This is a genomic window from Hydrophilobacter chitinilyticus (assembly GCF_049860745.1).
GTDB lineage: Bacteria > Pseudomonadota > Gammaproteobacteria > Burkholderiales > Burkholderiaceae_C > Rhodoferax_B.
In genome coordinates this window covers 335,098-349,641 of the sequence record NZ_CP187561.1, presented here as the reverse complement: position 1 = coordinate 349,641, position 14,544 = coordinate 335,098, and the positions used below count along the sequence as shown (strand labels likewise).

Sequence of the window (14,544 nt, the reverse complement as noted above, 5' to 3'; positions counted from 1 at the left end):
TTACGCGGCCTCCCCGGTCAGGTTCAGCTCTTGACCTGGCTTGAGCGTCACATAGGCTTTGCGAACGTTGTCGCGACGGCCGATGGACTTGCCAAAGCGCTTGGTCTTGCCCTTGGTATTGACCACAGAAACGCCAACCACGTCGACCTTGAACATCAATTGCACAGCGGCTTTGATTTCAGGCTTGGTAGCGTCTTGCAGCACCTTGAACGTCACAGCGTTGGACTTCTCGGCAACCATGGTGGCCTTTTCAGACACCACAGGCGCGACCAACACTTGCATCAGACGACCTTCGTCGAACTTAGCGGTGCTCATGCAAACATCTCCTTGAGTTTGTCCATGGCAGCCTTCGTGACAAGAACCTTCTTGTAATGCACGAGCGACACGGGATCAGCGTAACGTGGCTCGACAACCAGGATGTTCACCAGGTTGCGCGAAGCCAGGTACAGGTTTTCGTCGACTTCGTCGGCGATCACCAACACCGACGCCAGGTTCATAGCTTTGAACTTGGCAGCCAGAGGCTTGGTCTTGGGGGAGTCAACGGTCAGCGAGTCAACCACAGCCAGGCGGCCTTCGCGTGCCAGCTGCGAGAAGATGGCGGCCATACCGGCGCGGTACATCTTCTTGTTGATCTTCTGCGTGAAGTTTTCGTTAGGCATGTTCGGGAAAATCCGACCACCGCCACGCCACAGAGGCGAAGACGTCATACCTGCACGTGCACGGCCAGTACCCTTTTGTTTAAAAGGCTTCTTGGTCGAGTGACGAACTTGTTCACGATCCTTCTGGGCGCGCGTACCTTGACGAGCGTTGGCCTGGAAGGCCACGACCACTTGGTGTACCAGATCTTCGTTGTAATCACGACCAAAAACGGTTTCAGGCACGTCGATCTTCGACGCTGCTTGACCTTGGTCGTTCAGGAGTTCGAGCTGCATCAGTTCGCTCCTTTAGATGCTTTGACCTTGACGGCTGGACGCACGGTCACGAAGCCGCCCTTAGAACCGGGGATGGCACCCTTGATCAGCAACAGCTGACGGGCTTCGTCCACTCGGATCACGTCGAGGTTTTGGGTGGTCACGGTGACGTCGCCCAAATGGCCCGTCATGCGCTTGCCCGGAAACACGCGACCTGGGTCTTGTGCCATACCGATCGAGCCAGGAACATTGTGCGAGCGGCTGTTACCGTGCGATGCACGTTGCGAGCTCATGTTGTGGCGCTTGATCGTACCGGCGTAACCCTTACCAATCGACGTACCTTGCACGTCAACCTTTTGGCCAACAGCAAACACGGCGTTCACCGGCACGGCAGCACCAGCTTGGTACTGACCTGCGGCTTCAGCGGTCACGCGGAATTCTTGGGTGATTTCACCGGCTTCAACACCGGCTTTGGCCAAGTGGCCAGCGGCTGGCTTGGTGACGCGGGAAGCCCGGCGTGCGCCAAACGTGACCTGCAAGGCCACGTAGCCGTCGTTCTCTTGGGTTTTGATCTGGGTTACGCGGTTGTTGGATACATCCACCACCGTGACAGGCACTGCGTCCCCGTCATCGGTGAACAGACGCATCATGCCCACTTTGCGACCCAGCAACCCTAGGGAGTTGCTTTGACTCATTGTTTTCTCCATGACTCTCACCCAAGCAACTGCAATTGGCTACTTGGTTTTGTATGTGAGAGAGGTTAATAAAACTCTGCAACTCGGTACGCACGAATGCGCATCCGGCACAGAGCCAAAAATTATAACGCGAACTATGCTTTTCAGCAAGTTCGCGTTATTTAACACCTAGACCGGCCATTGCGGGACCGGCCTACTGTCTTATTGCAGCTTGATTTCGACGTCGACGCCAGCTGGCAAATCGAGTTTCATCAGAGCGTCAACAGTCTTGTCCGTCGGATCGACGATGTCCATCAGACGTTGGTGAGTGCGGATTTCAAACTGGTCACGGCTCGTCTTGTTGACGTGAGGCGAACGCAGAATGTCGAAACGCTTCATGCGCGTCGGCAGTGGCACGGGCCCCTTGACGATAGCGCCGGTACGCTTGGCGGTGTCCACAATTTCAGCGGCCGATTGGTCGATGAGCTTGTAGTCAAACGCCTTCAGGCGGATGCGGATTTTTTGCTTGGTAGACATGGTAATTCCTTCTTTGAATTACGCGATGATCTTGGCCACAACGCCAGCGCCAACGGTCTTACCGCCTTCACGGATAGCGAAGCGCAGGCCTTCTTCCATGGCGATCGGAGCGATAAGCTTGACCGTGATCGACACGTTGTCACCAGGCATGACCATTTCCTTGCCTTCTGGCAATTCGATGGCGCCGGTCACGTCGGTCGTACGGAAGTAGAACTGAGGACGGTAGTTGTTGAAGAAAGGCGTGTGACGGCCACCTTCGTCCTTCGACAGCACATACACCTCACCCGTGAAGTGGGTGTGGGGCTTGATCGAACCGGGCTTGCACAGCACTTGGCCGCGTTGCACGTCTTCGCGCTTGGTACCGCGCAGCAAGATGCCGACGTTGTCGCCTGCTTGACCTTGGTCCAGCAGCTTGCGGAACATTTCCACGCCGGTGCAGATGGTCTTTTGCGTGTCAGAGATACCGACGATTTCGATTTCTTCGCCGACTTTGACGATACCGCGTTCAACACGGCCGGTCACCACGGTGCCGCGACCGGAGATCGAGAACACGTCTTCCACGGGCATCAGGAAAGCACCGTCCACAGCGCGCTCAGGCGTGGGGATGTAGCTGTCCAGTGCTTCGGCCAACTTCAGAATGGCGCCTTCGCCGAGGTCGCCCTTGTCACCTTCCATGGCCAGCTTGGCGCTGCCGTGGATGATGGGGGTGTCGTCGCCTGGGAACTCGTATTTGTCGAGCAGTTCGCGCACTTCCATTTCAACGAGTTCGAGCAGTTCGGCGTCGTCGACCATGTCGCACTTGTTCAGGAACACGATGATGTAAGGCACGCCCACTTGGCGAGCCAGCAAGATGTGTTCACGGGTTTGGGGCATTGGGCCATCAGCGGCCGAACACACCAAAATGGCGCCGTCCATCTGGGCGGCACCGGTGATCATGTTCTTCACATAGTCGGCGTGACCGGGGCAATCCACGTGGGCGTAGTGGCGATTGGCGGTTTCGTATTCGACGTGGGCGGTGTTGATCGTGATGCCGCGTGCCTTTTCTTCAGGAGCTGCGTCGATCTGGTCGTAGGCTTTGGCTTGGCCGCCGAACTTGGCTGCCAAAACGGTGGTGATGGCTGCGGTCAGCGTGGTCTTGCCGTGGTCCACGTGGCCAATCGTGCCAACGTTGACGTGCGGCTTGGTACGTTCAAACTTTTCTTTTCCCATTTTTCAATCTCCAAAAGAGCTATACCCGTGTACGGTTTAACGTCTGCACAGCACTGCTGAATCGCCTCGCACGGGGGACAAGGCGGCGCGCTGTCGCAGACAAACTTAAATTACTTCGCGCGGGAAGCCATGATGGCTTCAGCAACGTTGCGAGGAGCTTCGGCGTAGTGCTTGAACTCCATCGTGTACGTTGCACGGCCTTGCGACATCGAACGCAGCGTGGTGGAGTAGCCGAACATTTCGGACAGTGGCACTTCAGCCTTGATGGCCTTACCGCCGCCGACCATGTCGTCCATGCCCTGCACCATACCGCGGCGGGATGACAAGTCACCCATCACGTTACCGGCGTAGTCTTCAGGCGTTTCCACTTCGACGGACATCATGGGCTCCAGGATAACCGGGTTGGCCTTGCGGCAACCTTCCTTGAAACCGAAGATGGCAGCCATCTTGAACGCGAGTTCGTTCGAGTCCACATCGTGGTACGAACCGAAGTGCAGCGTGACCTTGACGTCCACAACGGGGTAACCAGCCAACACGCCTTGACCCACGGCTTCGTTGATACCCTTTTCCACCGCTGGGATGAATTCGCGTGGCACCACGCCGCCCTTGATCGCGTCGACGAACTCGATGCCCTTGCCGGCTTCGTTGGGTTCGATCTTCAGCACAACGTGACCGTACTGGCCCTTACCACCGGACTGACGCACGAACTTGCCTTCGGCTTCTTCGACGGTCTTGCGGATGGTTTCGCGGTAGGCCACTTGTGGCTTACCAACGTTGGCTTCAACGCCGAATTCGCGCTTCATGCGGTCAACGATGATTTCCAAGTGCAATTCGCCTTGGCCACCGATGATGGTCTGACCGGATTCTTCGTCGGTCTGCACGCGGAAAGACGGATCTTCAGCAGCCAGACGGCTCAGGGCCATGCCCATCTTTTCCTGGTCAGCCTTGGACTTCGGTTCAACAGCCTGGCGGATCACCGAGTCAGGGAACACCATGCGTTCCAGCGTGATCACGGAGCTTGGATCGCACAAGGTTTCACCGGTGGTGACGTCCTTCAAACCCACGCAAGCAGCGATGTCGCCGGCGCGAATTTCATCAACTTCTTCGCGGTTGTTGGCGTGCATCTGCACGATACGGCCGATACGCTCTTTCTTGCCACGCACCGAGTTGTACACCGTGTCGCCCTTCTTCAGCACGCCGGAGTAGACGCGCACGAAGGTGAGCTGACCCACAAACGGGTCGGTCATCAGCTTGAATGCCAGAGCAGAGAACTTTTCGTCGTCATCAGCCTTACGGGTGACTTCTTTTTCGTCTTCGTCAAAGCCCTTGATGGCTTTCACGTCGAGAGGCGAAGGCATCAGTTCGATGACGGCATCCAGCATGCGCTGCACGCCCTTGTTCTTGAACGCGGTACCGCACAACATGGGCTGAATTTCGCCGTTGATGGTGCGCGTGCGCAAGCCTTGGGTGATCTCTTCTTCCGTCAGATCGCCTTCTTCCAAGTACTTGTTCATCAGCTCTTCAGAGGCTTCGGCAGCAGCTTCAACCATCTTCTCGCGCCACTCCTTGGCGGTTTCGAGCAAGTCAGCTGGAATTTCTTCGAAGTTGAACTTCATGCCTTGCGAGGCTTCATCCCAGATGATGGCCTTCATCTTGCGCAGGTCGACCACGCCGGTGAAGTTTTCTTCAGCACCGATTGGGATGACGATTGGCACAGGGTTGGCCTTCAGGCGCAACTTCATCTGCTCCACAACCTTGAAGAAGTTGGCACCGGTACGGTCCATCTTGTTCACGAAGGCCAGACGTGGCACTTTGTACTTGTTAGCCTGACGCCACACGGTTTCAGACTGCGGCTGCACGCCACCCACGGCGCAGTACACCATGCAAGCGCCGTCCAGCACGCGCATGGAACGCTCCACTTCAATCGTGAAGTCCACGTGGCCGGGGGTGTCGATGATGTTGATGCGGTGCTCGGCGAAGGAGCTGTCCATGCCCTTCCAGAAGCAGGTCGTGGCAGCCGAAGTGATCGTGATGCCGCGCTCTTGCTCTTGTTCCATCCAGTCCATGGTGGCAGCGCCATCATGCACTTCACCAATCTTGTGGTTCACACCGGTGTAGAACAGGATACGTTCGGTGGTGGTGGTTTTACCAGCGTCAATGTGCGCCGAAATACCAATGTTGCGATAACGCTCAATGGGGGTAGTGCGAGCCATGATTCTCTTTCGTTAATGCAACAAGCCCGCCATCCGATAAACGGTGGAACGGGCTTGCCGACTTGAGCTAGGGGGAATTGATTAGAAGCGGAAGTGCGAGAACGCCTTGTTGGCTTCTGCCATGCGGTGCACTTCGTCGCGCTTCTTCATGGCGCCGCCACGGCCTTCGGTGGCTTCCATCAATTCGTTAGCCAAACGCAGCGACATGGATTTTTCACCACGCTTGCGAGCGGCTTCCTTGAGCCAGCGCATCGACAGCGCCAGACGGCGCACAGGGCGCACTTCAACAGGAACCTGGTAGTTGGCACCGCCAACGCGACGGGACTTCACTTCAACCATTGGCTTGACGTTGTTGATCGCCAAGACGAAGGCTTCGAGCGGGTCTTTGCCAGGGTTCTTCTTCTCAATAAAGTCGAGGGCGCCATAAATGATGCGCTCTGCAACTGCTTTCTTGCCGCCTTCCATGATCACGTTCATGAATTTGGACAGCTCGACATTGCCGTACTTTGGATCGGGCAGAATTTCACGCTTAGGGACTTCGCGACGACGTGGCATTTTTCACCTCTTAATTTGCTTCAGTTGGCGTCTTGGCAGACACCGCAAAAACCATTTTGGTTTTTACTTACTCGACCCACAGCGGGTCACTACGCTGCATCTCCGCGCCACGCGGAAAACAGCACCGAAATACTCTAAAAACCGAGTGCTTACTTAGCCTTAGGCTTCTTGGCACCGTACTTGGAGCGCGCTTGCTTGCGGTCTTTCACGCCTTGCAAGTCGAGCGAACCGCGCACGATGTGGTAACGCACACCTGGCAAATCCTTGACACGACCACCGCGCACCAGCACAACACTGTGCTCTTGCAGGTTGTGGCCTTCACCGCCGATGTAGGAGATGACTTCAAAGCCGTTGGTCAAACGAACCTTGGCGACCTTACGCAAAGCCGAGTTAGGCTTCTTAGGCGTGGTCGTGTAAACACGGGTGCAAACACCGCGACGTTGCGGCGAATTTTCCATCGCCGGGCTCTTGGACTTGATCGTTTCGACCTCGCGTCCCTGGCGAATTAACTGGTTGATGGTTGGCACTTAAGCCTCCTTGTAACGTGAAACGTCCCTAAACGTTCGAAAAATGAATCTCCCCCGCCCCAATAGCGGGAAAGCCCTCCAGTATAGCCCGATTGGCAAAATTGCTCAAGCCGTAAGCAGAATTGGCGACTTCGTGCCGCCGCATCCACTGTTTTTCGGGCTATTTCGCCGCGTGGCATCACCTTCAGAAGGCGTGCCATACAGCTAAAAACTTACTTAATCCAGAGTCGGATCGCATCCCAGGCGCGGCCAAAAATGCCGGCCTGGTCAACGGTTTCAAGGGCCAGCAGCGGCACCTCTGCCAGCGGTTGGTCGTTCAGTGTGACCTTGAGTACGCCCACAGCTTGGCCCTTGGTGAACGGTGCCACCAGCGGGTCTGGACGAACGATTTGCGTCTTGATCTTGGATGCGTTACCAGCCGGCACCGCCACCACGATGGGCTCAAAACGACCGAGCTTCAGCACATTGGAAGCGCCTTTCCAGACCTGCGGCGTGCCAGCGGGCTGATTGGCGTCAAACAACTTGACGTCTTCGTAGGCGGTGTAGGCCCAATTGAGCAGCTTTTGCGACTCATTGGCGCGCGCGTTTTCGCTTGCGGTGCCCAATACCACGGTCAAGATGCGGCGGCTGCCGGTGGTGGCACCCGCGCCCGCCAGGTTCGGGAAGTCGCGCTTGGCGGTGGCGATCAGGCAATAACCCGCCGCATCGGTGTGCCCGGTCTTCATTCCGTCCACGGTGGGGTCGCGGAACAGCAAGGTGTTGCGGTTGCTGTCGTTCGACTTGGGCGTACCGGCGTAGTGGTACTTCTTGATGGCGTAGTAATGCGTGTACTCGGGGAAGTCGCGCAGGATGCGCGTGGCCAGAATGCTCAAATCCCGCGCCGTGGTGGTGTGCCCGGGAACAGTCAACCCTTCGGGGTTTTGATAAGTCGTGGACTTCATGCCCAGCGCCTTGGCCTGCTCGTTCATGAGCTGCACAAAGCGCTCTGCCGTGCCGCCTACGCCTTCGGCCAGCGCCATGGTGGCATCGTTACCCGACTGCACGACCATGCCCTTGATGAGGTCGTCGATAGGCACTTGCATTTTGGGGTCGATGAACATACGCGAGCCGGGCATCTTCCAGGCGCGCTCGCTGACGGGCAGGGTTTGCGTCAGGCTGATTTTCTTGGACTTGAGCGCATCGAACACCAAGTACTGCGTCATCAGCTTGGTCAGCGATGCCGGCTCCATGGGCGAGTCAACATCTTTCTCCAGCAGCACTTGGTTGGCCGTCACGTCCAGCACCAGATACGACTTGGCAGCGACCTCGGGGCCTGCCACGGGCTGGGCAAAAGCCAGGGCACAAGATAAGGCGAGGAAAGGCGCTGACAGCGCCCTGAAGAGACATTTCATGGATACGGGATGGCTAACGAGAGAGTCTGGAAAAACGGGAGACGAAAACGGCGGCCGCTGACGGTTCAGGGCGCATGACGTCGGGTCAGCATTGCATCACCAGGGGCAATAGCAAAGATGTATGGACCACACCGACGCCAGGTTGTGACCAAGCTCAGCCCACAAAGTTCATGCTCGCAGGTGCCTAATCACCAAACTTTTCAACAGCGGCAGTTGCCCGTGAAAGAAATGCTCGCCCCCAGGAATTACCGTCACAGGCAGCGACTGGGGACGCGCCCAGTCCATCACGCTGGCCAGCGGTACGGTTTCATCTTGCTCGCCGTGCAGCACCAAGGTTTGCTCGTGCGCCTCGGCTGGCACGTCAGCCACTTTGAAGCGCGATGCGGCCGTGCCCACCAGCACCAGCTTTTGCACCGGGCGCGTGGGCCACAGTGCCTGCACGGCCTGGCTGGTCACAAATGCGCCAAACGAGAAGCCGGCCAGCGCCAACGGCTCATGGGCCGGGGCGGTTTGCTCCACCACGCTTAGCAGGTCGGCCATTTCGCCACGGCCTTCGTCGTACACGCCAGCGGTAGCGCCCACGCCACGGAAGTTGAAACGCACGGTGCGCCAGCCGCATTGCACAAAGGCGCGCGCCAAGGTCTGCACCACCTTGTTGTCCATGGTGCCGCCAAACAGCGGGTGCGGATGCGCCACCACCACCGTGCCACGGGCTTGCTCGCCATCCGCCAGCGCGGGGGCATCCACCACGGCTTCAATCGCGCCAGCGGCGCCGGTGAGGGTCAGTCGCTCGGTCGATTTGTTCATTTGATTTACTATTAAAAATAGAGCTGTCTACGCTTATGTAGAAAGCTCTAGAGGCCGATTTTGCTTAAAGCCTTGGTTGGATCAGCGGCCGAGGTGCGGCGGCGTCACTAAACGTTCCACCACTTCGCCATTCTTGAGGTGCGACTCGACGATTTCGTCGATATCGCTCTCGTCGACAAAGCTGTACCACACCGCCTCGGGGTAGACCACCGCCACCGGCCCGGCCGCACAACGGTCCAGGCAACCGGCTTTGTTGACGCGCACCCCGCCAGGGCCCGCCAAACCGGCTTTTTTCACCTGCGACTTGCAGCGGTCAAAACTGGCCTGCGCGTTGTGGTGCGCGCAGCTGTCTTCCCCGTTGGTGCGGTCGTTCAGGCAAAAGAAGATGTGCCGTTCGTAGTACGACTTTTGGGGAGGCTGTGGGGTTGTCTGTGGGGTTTTGGTGGCGTCGTTCATCACGCCATTCTAGTTTTGCGGCTCGCGGCGCGACACGCGTCCCAGTACATAGACGATAGCCGCATAGGGCCACAGCCAGCCCAACCACTGCACCAGGCCATGGAAGCGGATGAAGCGGCCTTGCTCCCACGTGGCGAGTGTTTGCGCAAAGTAAGCACTGGTGGGCGCTGTGTTCAGAATGCTCAAGTGCAGCACCAGGGCCACCAACGCCAGCGCAGCGCAGCCCCGGCGCGGCACCGGGAGCAACACGGCGGCGAACATGTAGGCGGCCCACAGGCCCACCTCCACCGGAAAGCTCACCCAATCCATCGCATGCATGGGCCCGTAGCTCAACGTGGCCGACAAGGCCGAAGCCGCCACACCCAGCCCCAGCATCACCACCGCGAACAGCGCACGTTGACGAACACTGCGAATCACGCCGTAGCCCAGCAGACAGGGCACCAGCGCGCCCAGCATCACACACACCAATTCGGCGCTGGGCACCAGGGGCTGCAACTCCACATCGCGCACCGGCAGCCACTCCAGGAACGGCGTGTCGATCAAGGCCTCTGCCAGCGAAGACTCCAAGCGCTCCAGAACCTGGCCCAAGCCAAACGGCACGGCTGGCGGAAACAGCAATGCCACCGGCCACAGCACCAACAGCACCAGCACCCCCTGCGCATCGGCCACAAACCAGCGCGCGCGAAACTGGCTCCAGGCACTGACGAGGCCAGCCCAATCGAGCGCCCACGCTAGCCATGCGCCGACCAGGGTGCCGGCAAAGTTGAGCGCAAAGTCCACGTTCGACGGCACGCGCACGGGCAGATAACTTTGCGTGCCTTCCATCAGTAGCGACAACACCCCTCCACCCAGCGCCGCCCAGACAATCGGATGCTTAGTCGCCTGCGAACGCACCGCACTCAGCGCGAGCAAGAAGCCCAGCGGGGCATAACCGGTCATGTTGATGGCCACATCAAAGCCGGTCCAGTATTTGGGCAGGGGCGCGGTGAGAAAGGCCCAGGGCGCAATGCCTTGGTCGCGCCAGTCGGAAAACGGATACAGACTGGCATAGACCACCAGCACGGTGTAGACCAGCGCCAGCGGCCAGGCGGAAGTTCTGCGGATGGAAGACATGCTGAACGCTACCCTCCTCTACAAGCTAAAACGGCTTGACGACCACCAATACCACGGCGATCAACAGCAAAACCACCGGCACCTCATTGAACCAGCGGTACCACGTGTGGCTGCGCATGGGCTTGCCGGCGCGCATTTTGCGCAGCAGCACCGCACAACCATGGTGGTAGCCAATGACCAGCAACACAATGGTCAGCTTGGCGTGCATCCAACCATTGCCCGGCCCACGGCCAATGCCATACACCCACCACAGCCAGCCACCAAAAAACAGCGCTGGTACGGCGAGCATGGTGGTAAAGCGCAGCAACTTGCCCGCCATCAACAACAACCGCTCGCGCTCGGCCACAGAATCTGCGGGCACCAGGGCCAGGTTGACGAAGATGCGGGGGAGGTAGAACAGACCAGCAAACCAGCTGGCGACGAAGACGATGTGAAAGGCTTTGATCCAGAGCATGGGTGCAGTTTAGGCCCTGGATACGTCGAATGTATTCACAAGAAAAAATGCCCCGACCAAATAGGCCGGGGCGCCAAGCCTGTAAGTTGTTACACCGCTAGGCGCCCGCTCAGGGAGGTAAAGCGGGAGGGCAGCAAGCTGCCCCAGGCGCAATCTAGCAAACCGTTTGTGGCTTCGCAGGGGGATTTCCCCTAGGTTAAAGGCCTCAGCCGCTGAATGGGGCACAATTTTCGACTCCCTCGGCATTCCCCTGCATCCTCCTGCCCACACTTCCTATGACGCCTTTTGCCCAGTACCCCTTCGGTCGCCCCCGCCGTCTGCGCCGCGACAGCTTCACCCGCAACCTGGTTCGTGAGCATGCCTTGCAAGTGCACGACCTGATCTACCCGGTGTTTGTGCTGGACGGCCAGAACCAACGCCAAGCCGTGGCGTCGATGCCCGGCGTGGACCGCGTCAGCCTGGATTTGCTGCTGCCCGTGGCAGAGGAATGTGTGCGCTTGGGGGTGCCGGTGATCGCGCTGTTCCCGGTGATTGACGCCTCACTTAAAGATCCCGAAGGCCGCGAAGCCTACAACCCCGACGGCCTGGTGCCACGCGTGGTGCGCGCCTTGAAAGAACACTTCCCCGATCTGGGCGTGTTGACCGACGTGGCCCTTGACCCCTACACCAGCCACGGCCAGGACGGACTGCTCGACAAGCACGGCTACATCCGCAACGACGACACCGTCGAAGTACTGAAGCTGCAGGCGCTGGCCCAAGCCGAAGCCGGCGTGGACATCGTGGCGCCCAGCGACATGATGGACGGCCGCATTGGCGCCATTCGCCAAGCGCTGGAAGCCGGTGGCCACGTGCACACACGCATCATGGCCTACAGCGCCAAATACGCCAGCGCCTTTTACGGCCCGTTCCGCGACGCCGTGGGCTCGGCCAAAACCCTGGGCAAAGCCGATAAGAAGACTTACCAGATGGACCCCGGCAACACCGACGAAGCGCTGCGCGAAGTCGCCATGGACATCGCCGAAGGTGCCGACATGGTGATGGTCAAACCCGGCATGCCTTATTTGGACATCGTGCGCCGCGTGAAAGACGAGTTCCGCGTGCCCACCTTCGCCTACCAGGTCAGCGGCGAATACGCCATGCTGAAGGCCGCCGCCCAAAACGGCTGGCTCGATCACGACGCCGTGATGATGGAAAGCCTGCTGGCCTTCAAACGCGCGGGTGCCGACGGTGTATTGACCTACTTTGCGCTCGACGCGGCGCGTAAACTGCGTCAGGAATAGCTATTGATACCGTAGCGGCCTACGTTGCTACGCCAAGCGCTATCGGCCAATTGACTTAAGAATTCACATGCGCATCTTCCACATCGTCAGCGAAGGCCAAGGCGTCACCGAAACCGACGAGTGGCCCACCGCGCCCCTCCCCGGTGGCTTCTACTGGATGGCCTGCACGCGTGAAGAACTGCAGCTGCACCTGCCGCGCATCCAGGGCACTTTGCAGCACGTGTGTGGGCTGCAGTTGGTCGACCTGCACGTCTCCGACCTGCTGAACCACCACTTACCCTCCCGCTACGACTTCACCTCGCAATACGACCTGCTGGTGTTTCGCCGCCTAGCCACCGCACACACTGCGGCCAACAGCGAAAACCTGCTGCCCGAGGGCGCCAAAAGCGGCCCACCGGTGCTGCGGCAAATCGACACCAGCGCCGTGGGGTTTGCCGTGTTCGACCAACTGCTGCTGACCGTGCACCCCAGCGACTGCGCGGTGCGCGATGCCTACGCCGCGCGGCTGCTGCAAAGCACCACGCCTGAAATCCGCCACGGTGTGAGCTTGCGCGTGCCCACGTCGCCCGCCGACTTGATGCTGCGCATCGTCAGCCAGATCGTCGACGCGTTCCTGGAGCTGCGCCGCGAACTCACGCGACAGATCGACCATTGGCAGTTCGAGTTGCTCAACCCACGGGCACGCTTTCAGAACTGGTCGACTCTGCTGGACGTGCGGCTGTCGCTGCACCGGCTCGACGAGATCTGCGAAGACCAGCGCACCGCCGTGCAAGACTGGATCGACAGCATGGAAACCTGGCCACCCGCCAGCACCCCCTTGGGCCAGCGCGACCGCGACCTGCTGGCCGTGCGCAGCCGCGACGTGCAGGAACACATTGAACGCGTGGTACACCACGTGCGCCGCCTGGAGCAAAGCGTCGAGACCACAGTGCAGATGCACTTCAGCGCACAGGGCAACCGCACCAACGACATCATGCGCACGCTGACGGTGCTGACCGCCATCTTCTTGCCGCTGAACCTGATCGCCGGCATCTTCGGCATGAACTTCGAATACGTGCCGCTGCTGCGCGTGCATGCCGGCTTTTGGTGGGCACTGGGCGCGATGCTGATCATCGCCATAGGACTGACTTGGTACTTCTGGCGCAAACGGTACTTGGCGCGCACGCGCTGAGCAGCCGCCCCTCGGCCTCTCTCGCCGCAAAGGATGCGGCCCATAAAAAAACCGGCGTAACGCCGGTTTTTATCTATTCAAGACCTTCAGCTCAAGGCGTTGGCAACCAGCCGCCATTGGCTTTGCGGACGGCATCCGTATCCGCCACCACCTCGGCACGCGTCTTAGTCTTGCCCGCTTCGGCCATATCGCCTTCGACGTTGGCATGCGAGTTTTGGCTCAACTCTTCCACTTTGTTGGCGCGGGCCAGTTCCGCTTGCACGTCGGCACGGGTCTTCGTGGACGAAACGTACGGGTTCCACTTGGGCAAGCCGCCGTCGCCACCGTCACCGGCATCGCTGGCAAAAGCGGTAGAAGCCGATGCAGCAGCCACGGCCATGAGGGCCGCGCAGAGAATTTTGGAGGTATTCATGTGTATTTCCTTAGTGTTCAGGTGGCAGCACCAGATGGGCGCTACCTTCCGATGCCGCTTCGAGTAACCGAGATATCCCATTGGGGATGTGCGAAACGACATCATTTGCATACAAAGTCATCAAAAACAGCAAGATGACTACATATGGGTATGCGATGTTAATTTGAATCACCAAATCCAATATGAACACTTGAATTAGATTGTCATTAATTGTTTTTTATTTTTATTTTCTCATTTTTAGAAATAAAAAATGATTCTATTATTTCAACAAATACACCTATTCGAATGCGTTCACCTGTTTGAGAGGCTGCAATCTCCTCAGATTCACATCACCAATAAAAAACCGGCCACAAGGGCCGGTTTATTCTGATCTTGAGCAGAGTGCTTTTATTCTTTTGGCGTTTTCAGCATACCGCCATTGGCTTTTCTGGCTGCCGCGGTTTCGGCTTTGACTTCGGCACGGGTCTTCTTCTTGCCTGCGTTGGCCATGTCACCCGCTGGGTTGGCGTGCGAGTTTTGGTTCAACTCGCCTTCTTTCTTGGCCTCGGCGGTTTCAGCCTTGACATCGGCACGGCTCAGAGGAGTGGTGTTCACTGGCGTTCCGGTAGGCAGGTCAGCATCGCGTTGGGCGAATGCACTGGAAGCAGCCACTGCGGCCATAGCGACCAGGGCCATGGAGAGAGCTTTGGATAACGTCATGGTGATTTCCTTAAACAAATCAGTCGAACGGCGCGGAATATGAACAATTCAAAAACCGCCTGTCGTCCTTCGTATGCACATATTGAATGTTCATCATAAAAAACATACGGCGCATCACATGTTCTGAATTGGTAA

17 protein-coding genes are annotated in these 14,544 nt (G+C 58.4%); 2 read left to right on the top strand and 15 right to left on the bottom strand.

Annotation, left to right across the window (positions count from 1 at the left end; translation table 11 throughout):
* The 13 genes from rplW to ACPWMG_RS01615 all read right to left on the bottom strand — a co-directional run bounded on the left by rplW (position 1) and on the right by ACPWMG_RS01615 (position 10,847).
* Complete coding sequence (gene rplW, locus ACPWMG_RS01675) at positions 1 to 315, bottom strand: 50S ribosomal protein L23 (RefSeq protein ID WP_483302936.1); 315 nt, start codon at positions 313 to 315, stop codon at positions 1 to 3.
* Complete coding sequence (rplD, locus tag ACPWMG_RS01670; protein WP_483302935.1) at positions 312 to 932, bottom strand: 50S ribosomal protein L4; 621 nt, start codon at positions 930 to 932, stop codon at positions 312 to 314. Before rplD ends, rplW begins: the two co-directional genes overlap by 4 nt.
* Positions 932 to 1,606, bottom strand: coding sequence for a 50S ribosomal protein L3 (gene rplC, locus ACPWMG_RS01665; RefSeq protein ID WP_483302934.1), 675 nt, complete (start codon positions 1,604 to 1,606; stop codon positions 932 to 934). The genes rplD and rplC overlap by 1 nt, the downstream gene beginning before the upstream one ends.
* Before the next feature lie 201 nt (positions 1,607 to 1,807).
* Entirely contained in the window at positions 1,808 to 2,122 is a 315-nt protein-coding gene (rpsJ, locus tag ACPWMG_RS01660) for a 30S ribosomal protein S10 (protein WP_019575636.1), read from the bottom strand.
* Between the two features lie 18 nt (positions 2,123 to 2,140).
* Positions 2,141 to 3,331, bottom strand: a complete 1,191-nt coding sequence (gene tuf / locus ACPWMG_RS01655; protein WP_483302933.1) for an elongation factor Tu — start codon at positions 3,329 to 3,331, stop codon at positions 2,141 to 2,143.
* Positions 3,332 to 3,441: 110 nt separating this feature from the next.
* Positions 3,442 to 5,544, bottom strand: a complete 2,103-nt coding sequence (fusA, locus tag ACPWMG_RS01650) for an elongation factor G (RefSeq protein WP_483302932.1) — start codon at positions 5,542 to 5,544, stop codon at positions 3,442 to 3,444.
* A gap of 81 nt (positions 5,545 to 5,625) precedes the next feature.
* Positions 5,626 to 6,099: a 30S ribosomal protein S7 gene (rpsG, locus tag ACPWMG_RS01645; RefSeq protein WP_422834860.1), complete on the bottom strand. Its 474-nt coding sequence runs from the start codon at positions 6,097 to 6,099 to the stop codon at positions 5,626 to 5,628.
* 149 nt (positions 6,100 to 6,248) lie between these two features.
* Positions 6,249 to 6,626: a 30S ribosomal protein S12 gene (gene rpsL, locus ACPWMG_RS01640; protein ID WP_483302931.1), complete on the bottom strand. Its 378-nt coding sequence runs from the start codon at positions 6,624 to 6,626 to the stop codon at positions 6,249 to 6,251.
* A gap of 212 nt (positions 6,627 to 6,838) precedes the next feature.
* Positions 6,839 to 8,017, bottom strand: coding sequence for a D-alanyl-D-alanine carboxypeptidase family protein (locus ACPWMG_RS01635; RefSeq protein ID WP_483302930.1), 1,179 nt, complete (start codon positions 8,015 to 8,017; stop codon positions 6,839 to 6,841).
* Positions 8,018 to 8,185: 168 nt separating this feature from the next.
* Positions 8,186 to 8,824, bottom strand: a complete 639-nt coding sequence (locus tag ACPWMG_RS01630) for an alpha/beta hydrolase (protein ID WP_483302929.1) — start codon at positions 8,822 to 8,824, stop codon at positions 8,186 to 8,188.
* 81 nt (positions 8,825 to 8,905) lie between these two features.
* The gene (locus tag ACPWMG_RS01625) at positions 8,906 to 9,280 is read right to left on the bottom strand and encodes a (2Fe-2S) ferredoxin domain-containing protein (protein WP_483302928.1); all 375 of its coding nucleotides are present in this window, start codon (positions 9,278 to 9,280) and stop codon (positions 8,906 to 8,908) included.
* A gap of 9 nt (positions 9,281 to 9,289) precedes the next feature.
* Positions 9,290 to 10,393 (bottom strand): VanZ family protein, encoded by a 1,104-nt coding sequence (locus ACPWMG_RS01620; RefSeq protein ID WP_483302927.1) that lies wholly within the window; start codon positions 10,391 to 10,393, stop codon positions 9,290 to 9,292.
* Positions 10,394 to 10,418: 25 nt separating this feature from the next.
* Complete coding sequence (locus ACPWMG_RS01615) at positions 10,419 to 10,847, bottom strand: CopD family protein (protein WP_483302926.1); 429 nt, start codon at positions 10,845 to 10,847, stop codon at positions 10,419 to 10,421.
* A 275-nt stretch (positions 10,848 to 11,122) separates the two neighbouring features.
* On the opposite strand from ACPWMG_RS01615, the gene hemB reads away from it, so the two are divergent.
* Both hemB and ACPWMG_RS01605 read left to right on the top strand, forming a co-directional pair.
* On the top strand, positions 11,123 to 12,127 hold the full coding sequence (hemB, locus tag ACPWMG_RS01610; RefSeq protein WP_483302925.1) for a porphobilinogen synthase: 1,005 nt from the start codon (positions 11,123 to 11,125) through the stop codon (positions 12,125 to 12,127).
* A gap of 67 nt (positions 12,128 to 12,194) precedes the next feature.
* Entirely contained in the window at positions 12,195 to 13,298 is a 1,104-nt protein-coding gene (locus tag ACPWMG_RS01605) for a magnesium transporter CorA family protein (RefSeq protein WP_483302924.1), read from the top strand.
* A gap of 91 nt (positions 13,299 to 13,389) precedes the next feature.
* Here ACPWMG_RS01605 and ACPWMG_RS01600 read toward each other — a convergent pair whose 3' ends face one another.
* Both ACPWMG_RS01600 and ACPWMG_RS01595 read right to left on the bottom strand, forming a co-directional pair.
* Complete coding sequence (locus ACPWMG_RS01600) at positions 13,390 to 13,710, bottom strand: DUF4148 domain-containing protein (protein WP_483302923.1); 321 nt, start codon at positions 13,708 to 13,710, stop codon at positions 13,390 to 13,392.
* 387 nt (positions 13,711 to 14,097) lie between these two features.
* Positions 14,098 to 14,409 carry a DUF4148 domain-containing protein gene (locus ACPWMG_RS01595; RefSeq protein ID WP_483302922.1) on the bottom strand — a complete coding sequence of 104 codons (312 nt, stop codon included), beginning with the start codon at positions 14,407 to 14,409 and terminating at the stop codon, positions 14,098 to 14,100.
* Positions 14,410 to 14,544 lie beyond the last annotated feature (135 nt).

Bases quoted from the DNA above. Each gene is read 5' to 3' on its own strand.
- rplW (WP_483302936.1), bottom strand. From the start codon at position 315: ATGAGCACCGCTAAGTTCGACGAAGGTCGTCTGATGCAAGTGTTGGTC.
- rplD (WP_483302935.1), bottom strand. From the start codon at position 932: ATGCAGCTCGAACTCCTGAACGACCAAGGTCAAGCAGCGTCGAAGATC.
- rplC (WP_483302934.1), bottom strand. From the start codon at position 1,606: ATGAGTCAAAGCAACTCCCTAGGGTTGCTGGGTCGCAAAGTGGGCATG.
- rpsJ (WP_019575636.1), bottom strand. From the start codon at position 2,122: ATGTCTACCAAGCAAAAAATCCGCATCCGCCTGAAGGCGTTTGACTAC.
- tuf (WP_483302933.1), bottom strand. From the start codon at position 3,331: ATGGGAAAAGAAAAGTTTGAACGTACCAAGCCGCACGTCAACGTTGGC.
- fusA (WP_483302932.1), bottom strand. From the start codon at position 5,544: ATGGCTCGCACTACCCCCATTGAGCGTTATCGCAACATTGGTATTTCG.
- rpsG (WP_422834860.1), bottom strand. From the start codon at position 6,099: ATGCCACGTCGTCGCGAAGTCCCTAAGCGTGAAATTCTGCCCGATCCA.
- ACPWMG_RS01635 (WP_483302930.1), bottom strand. From the start codon at position 8,017: ATGAAATGTCTCTTCAGGGCGCTGTCAGCGCCTTTCCTCGCCTTATCT.
- ACPWMG_RS01630 (WP_483302929.1), bottom strand. From the start codon at position 8,824: ATGAACAAATCGACCGAGCGACTGACCCTCACCGGCGCCGCTGGCGCG.
- ACPWMG_RS01625 (WP_483302928.1), bottom strand. From the start codon at position 9,280: ATGAACGACGCCACCAAAACCCCACAGACAACCCCACAGCCTCCCCAA.
- ACPWMG_RS01620 (WP_483302927.1), bottom strand. From the start codon at position 10,393: ATGTCTTCCATCCGCAGAACTTCCGCCTGGCCGCTGGCGCTGGTCTAC.
- ACPWMG_RS01615 (WP_483302926.1), bottom strand. From the start codon at position 10,847: ATGCTCTGGATCAAAGCCTTTCACATCGTCTTCGTCGCCAGCTGGTTT.
- hemB (WP_483302925.1), top strand. From the start codon at position 11,123: ATGACGCCTTTTGCCCAGTACCCCTTCGGTCGCCCCCGCCGTCTGCGC.
- ACPWMG_RS01605 (WP_483302924.1), top strand. From the start codon at position 12,195: ATGCGCATCTTCCACATCGTCAGCGAAGGCCAAGGCGTCACCGAAACC.
- ACPWMG_RS01600 (WP_483302923.1), bottom strand. From the start codon at position 13,710: ATGAATACCTCCAAAATTCTCTGCGCGGCCCTCATGGCCGTGGCTGCT.
- ACPWMG_RS01595 (WP_483302922.1), bottom strand. From the start codon at position 14,409: ATGACGTTATCCAAAGCTCTCTCCATGGCCCTGGTCGCTATGGCCGCA.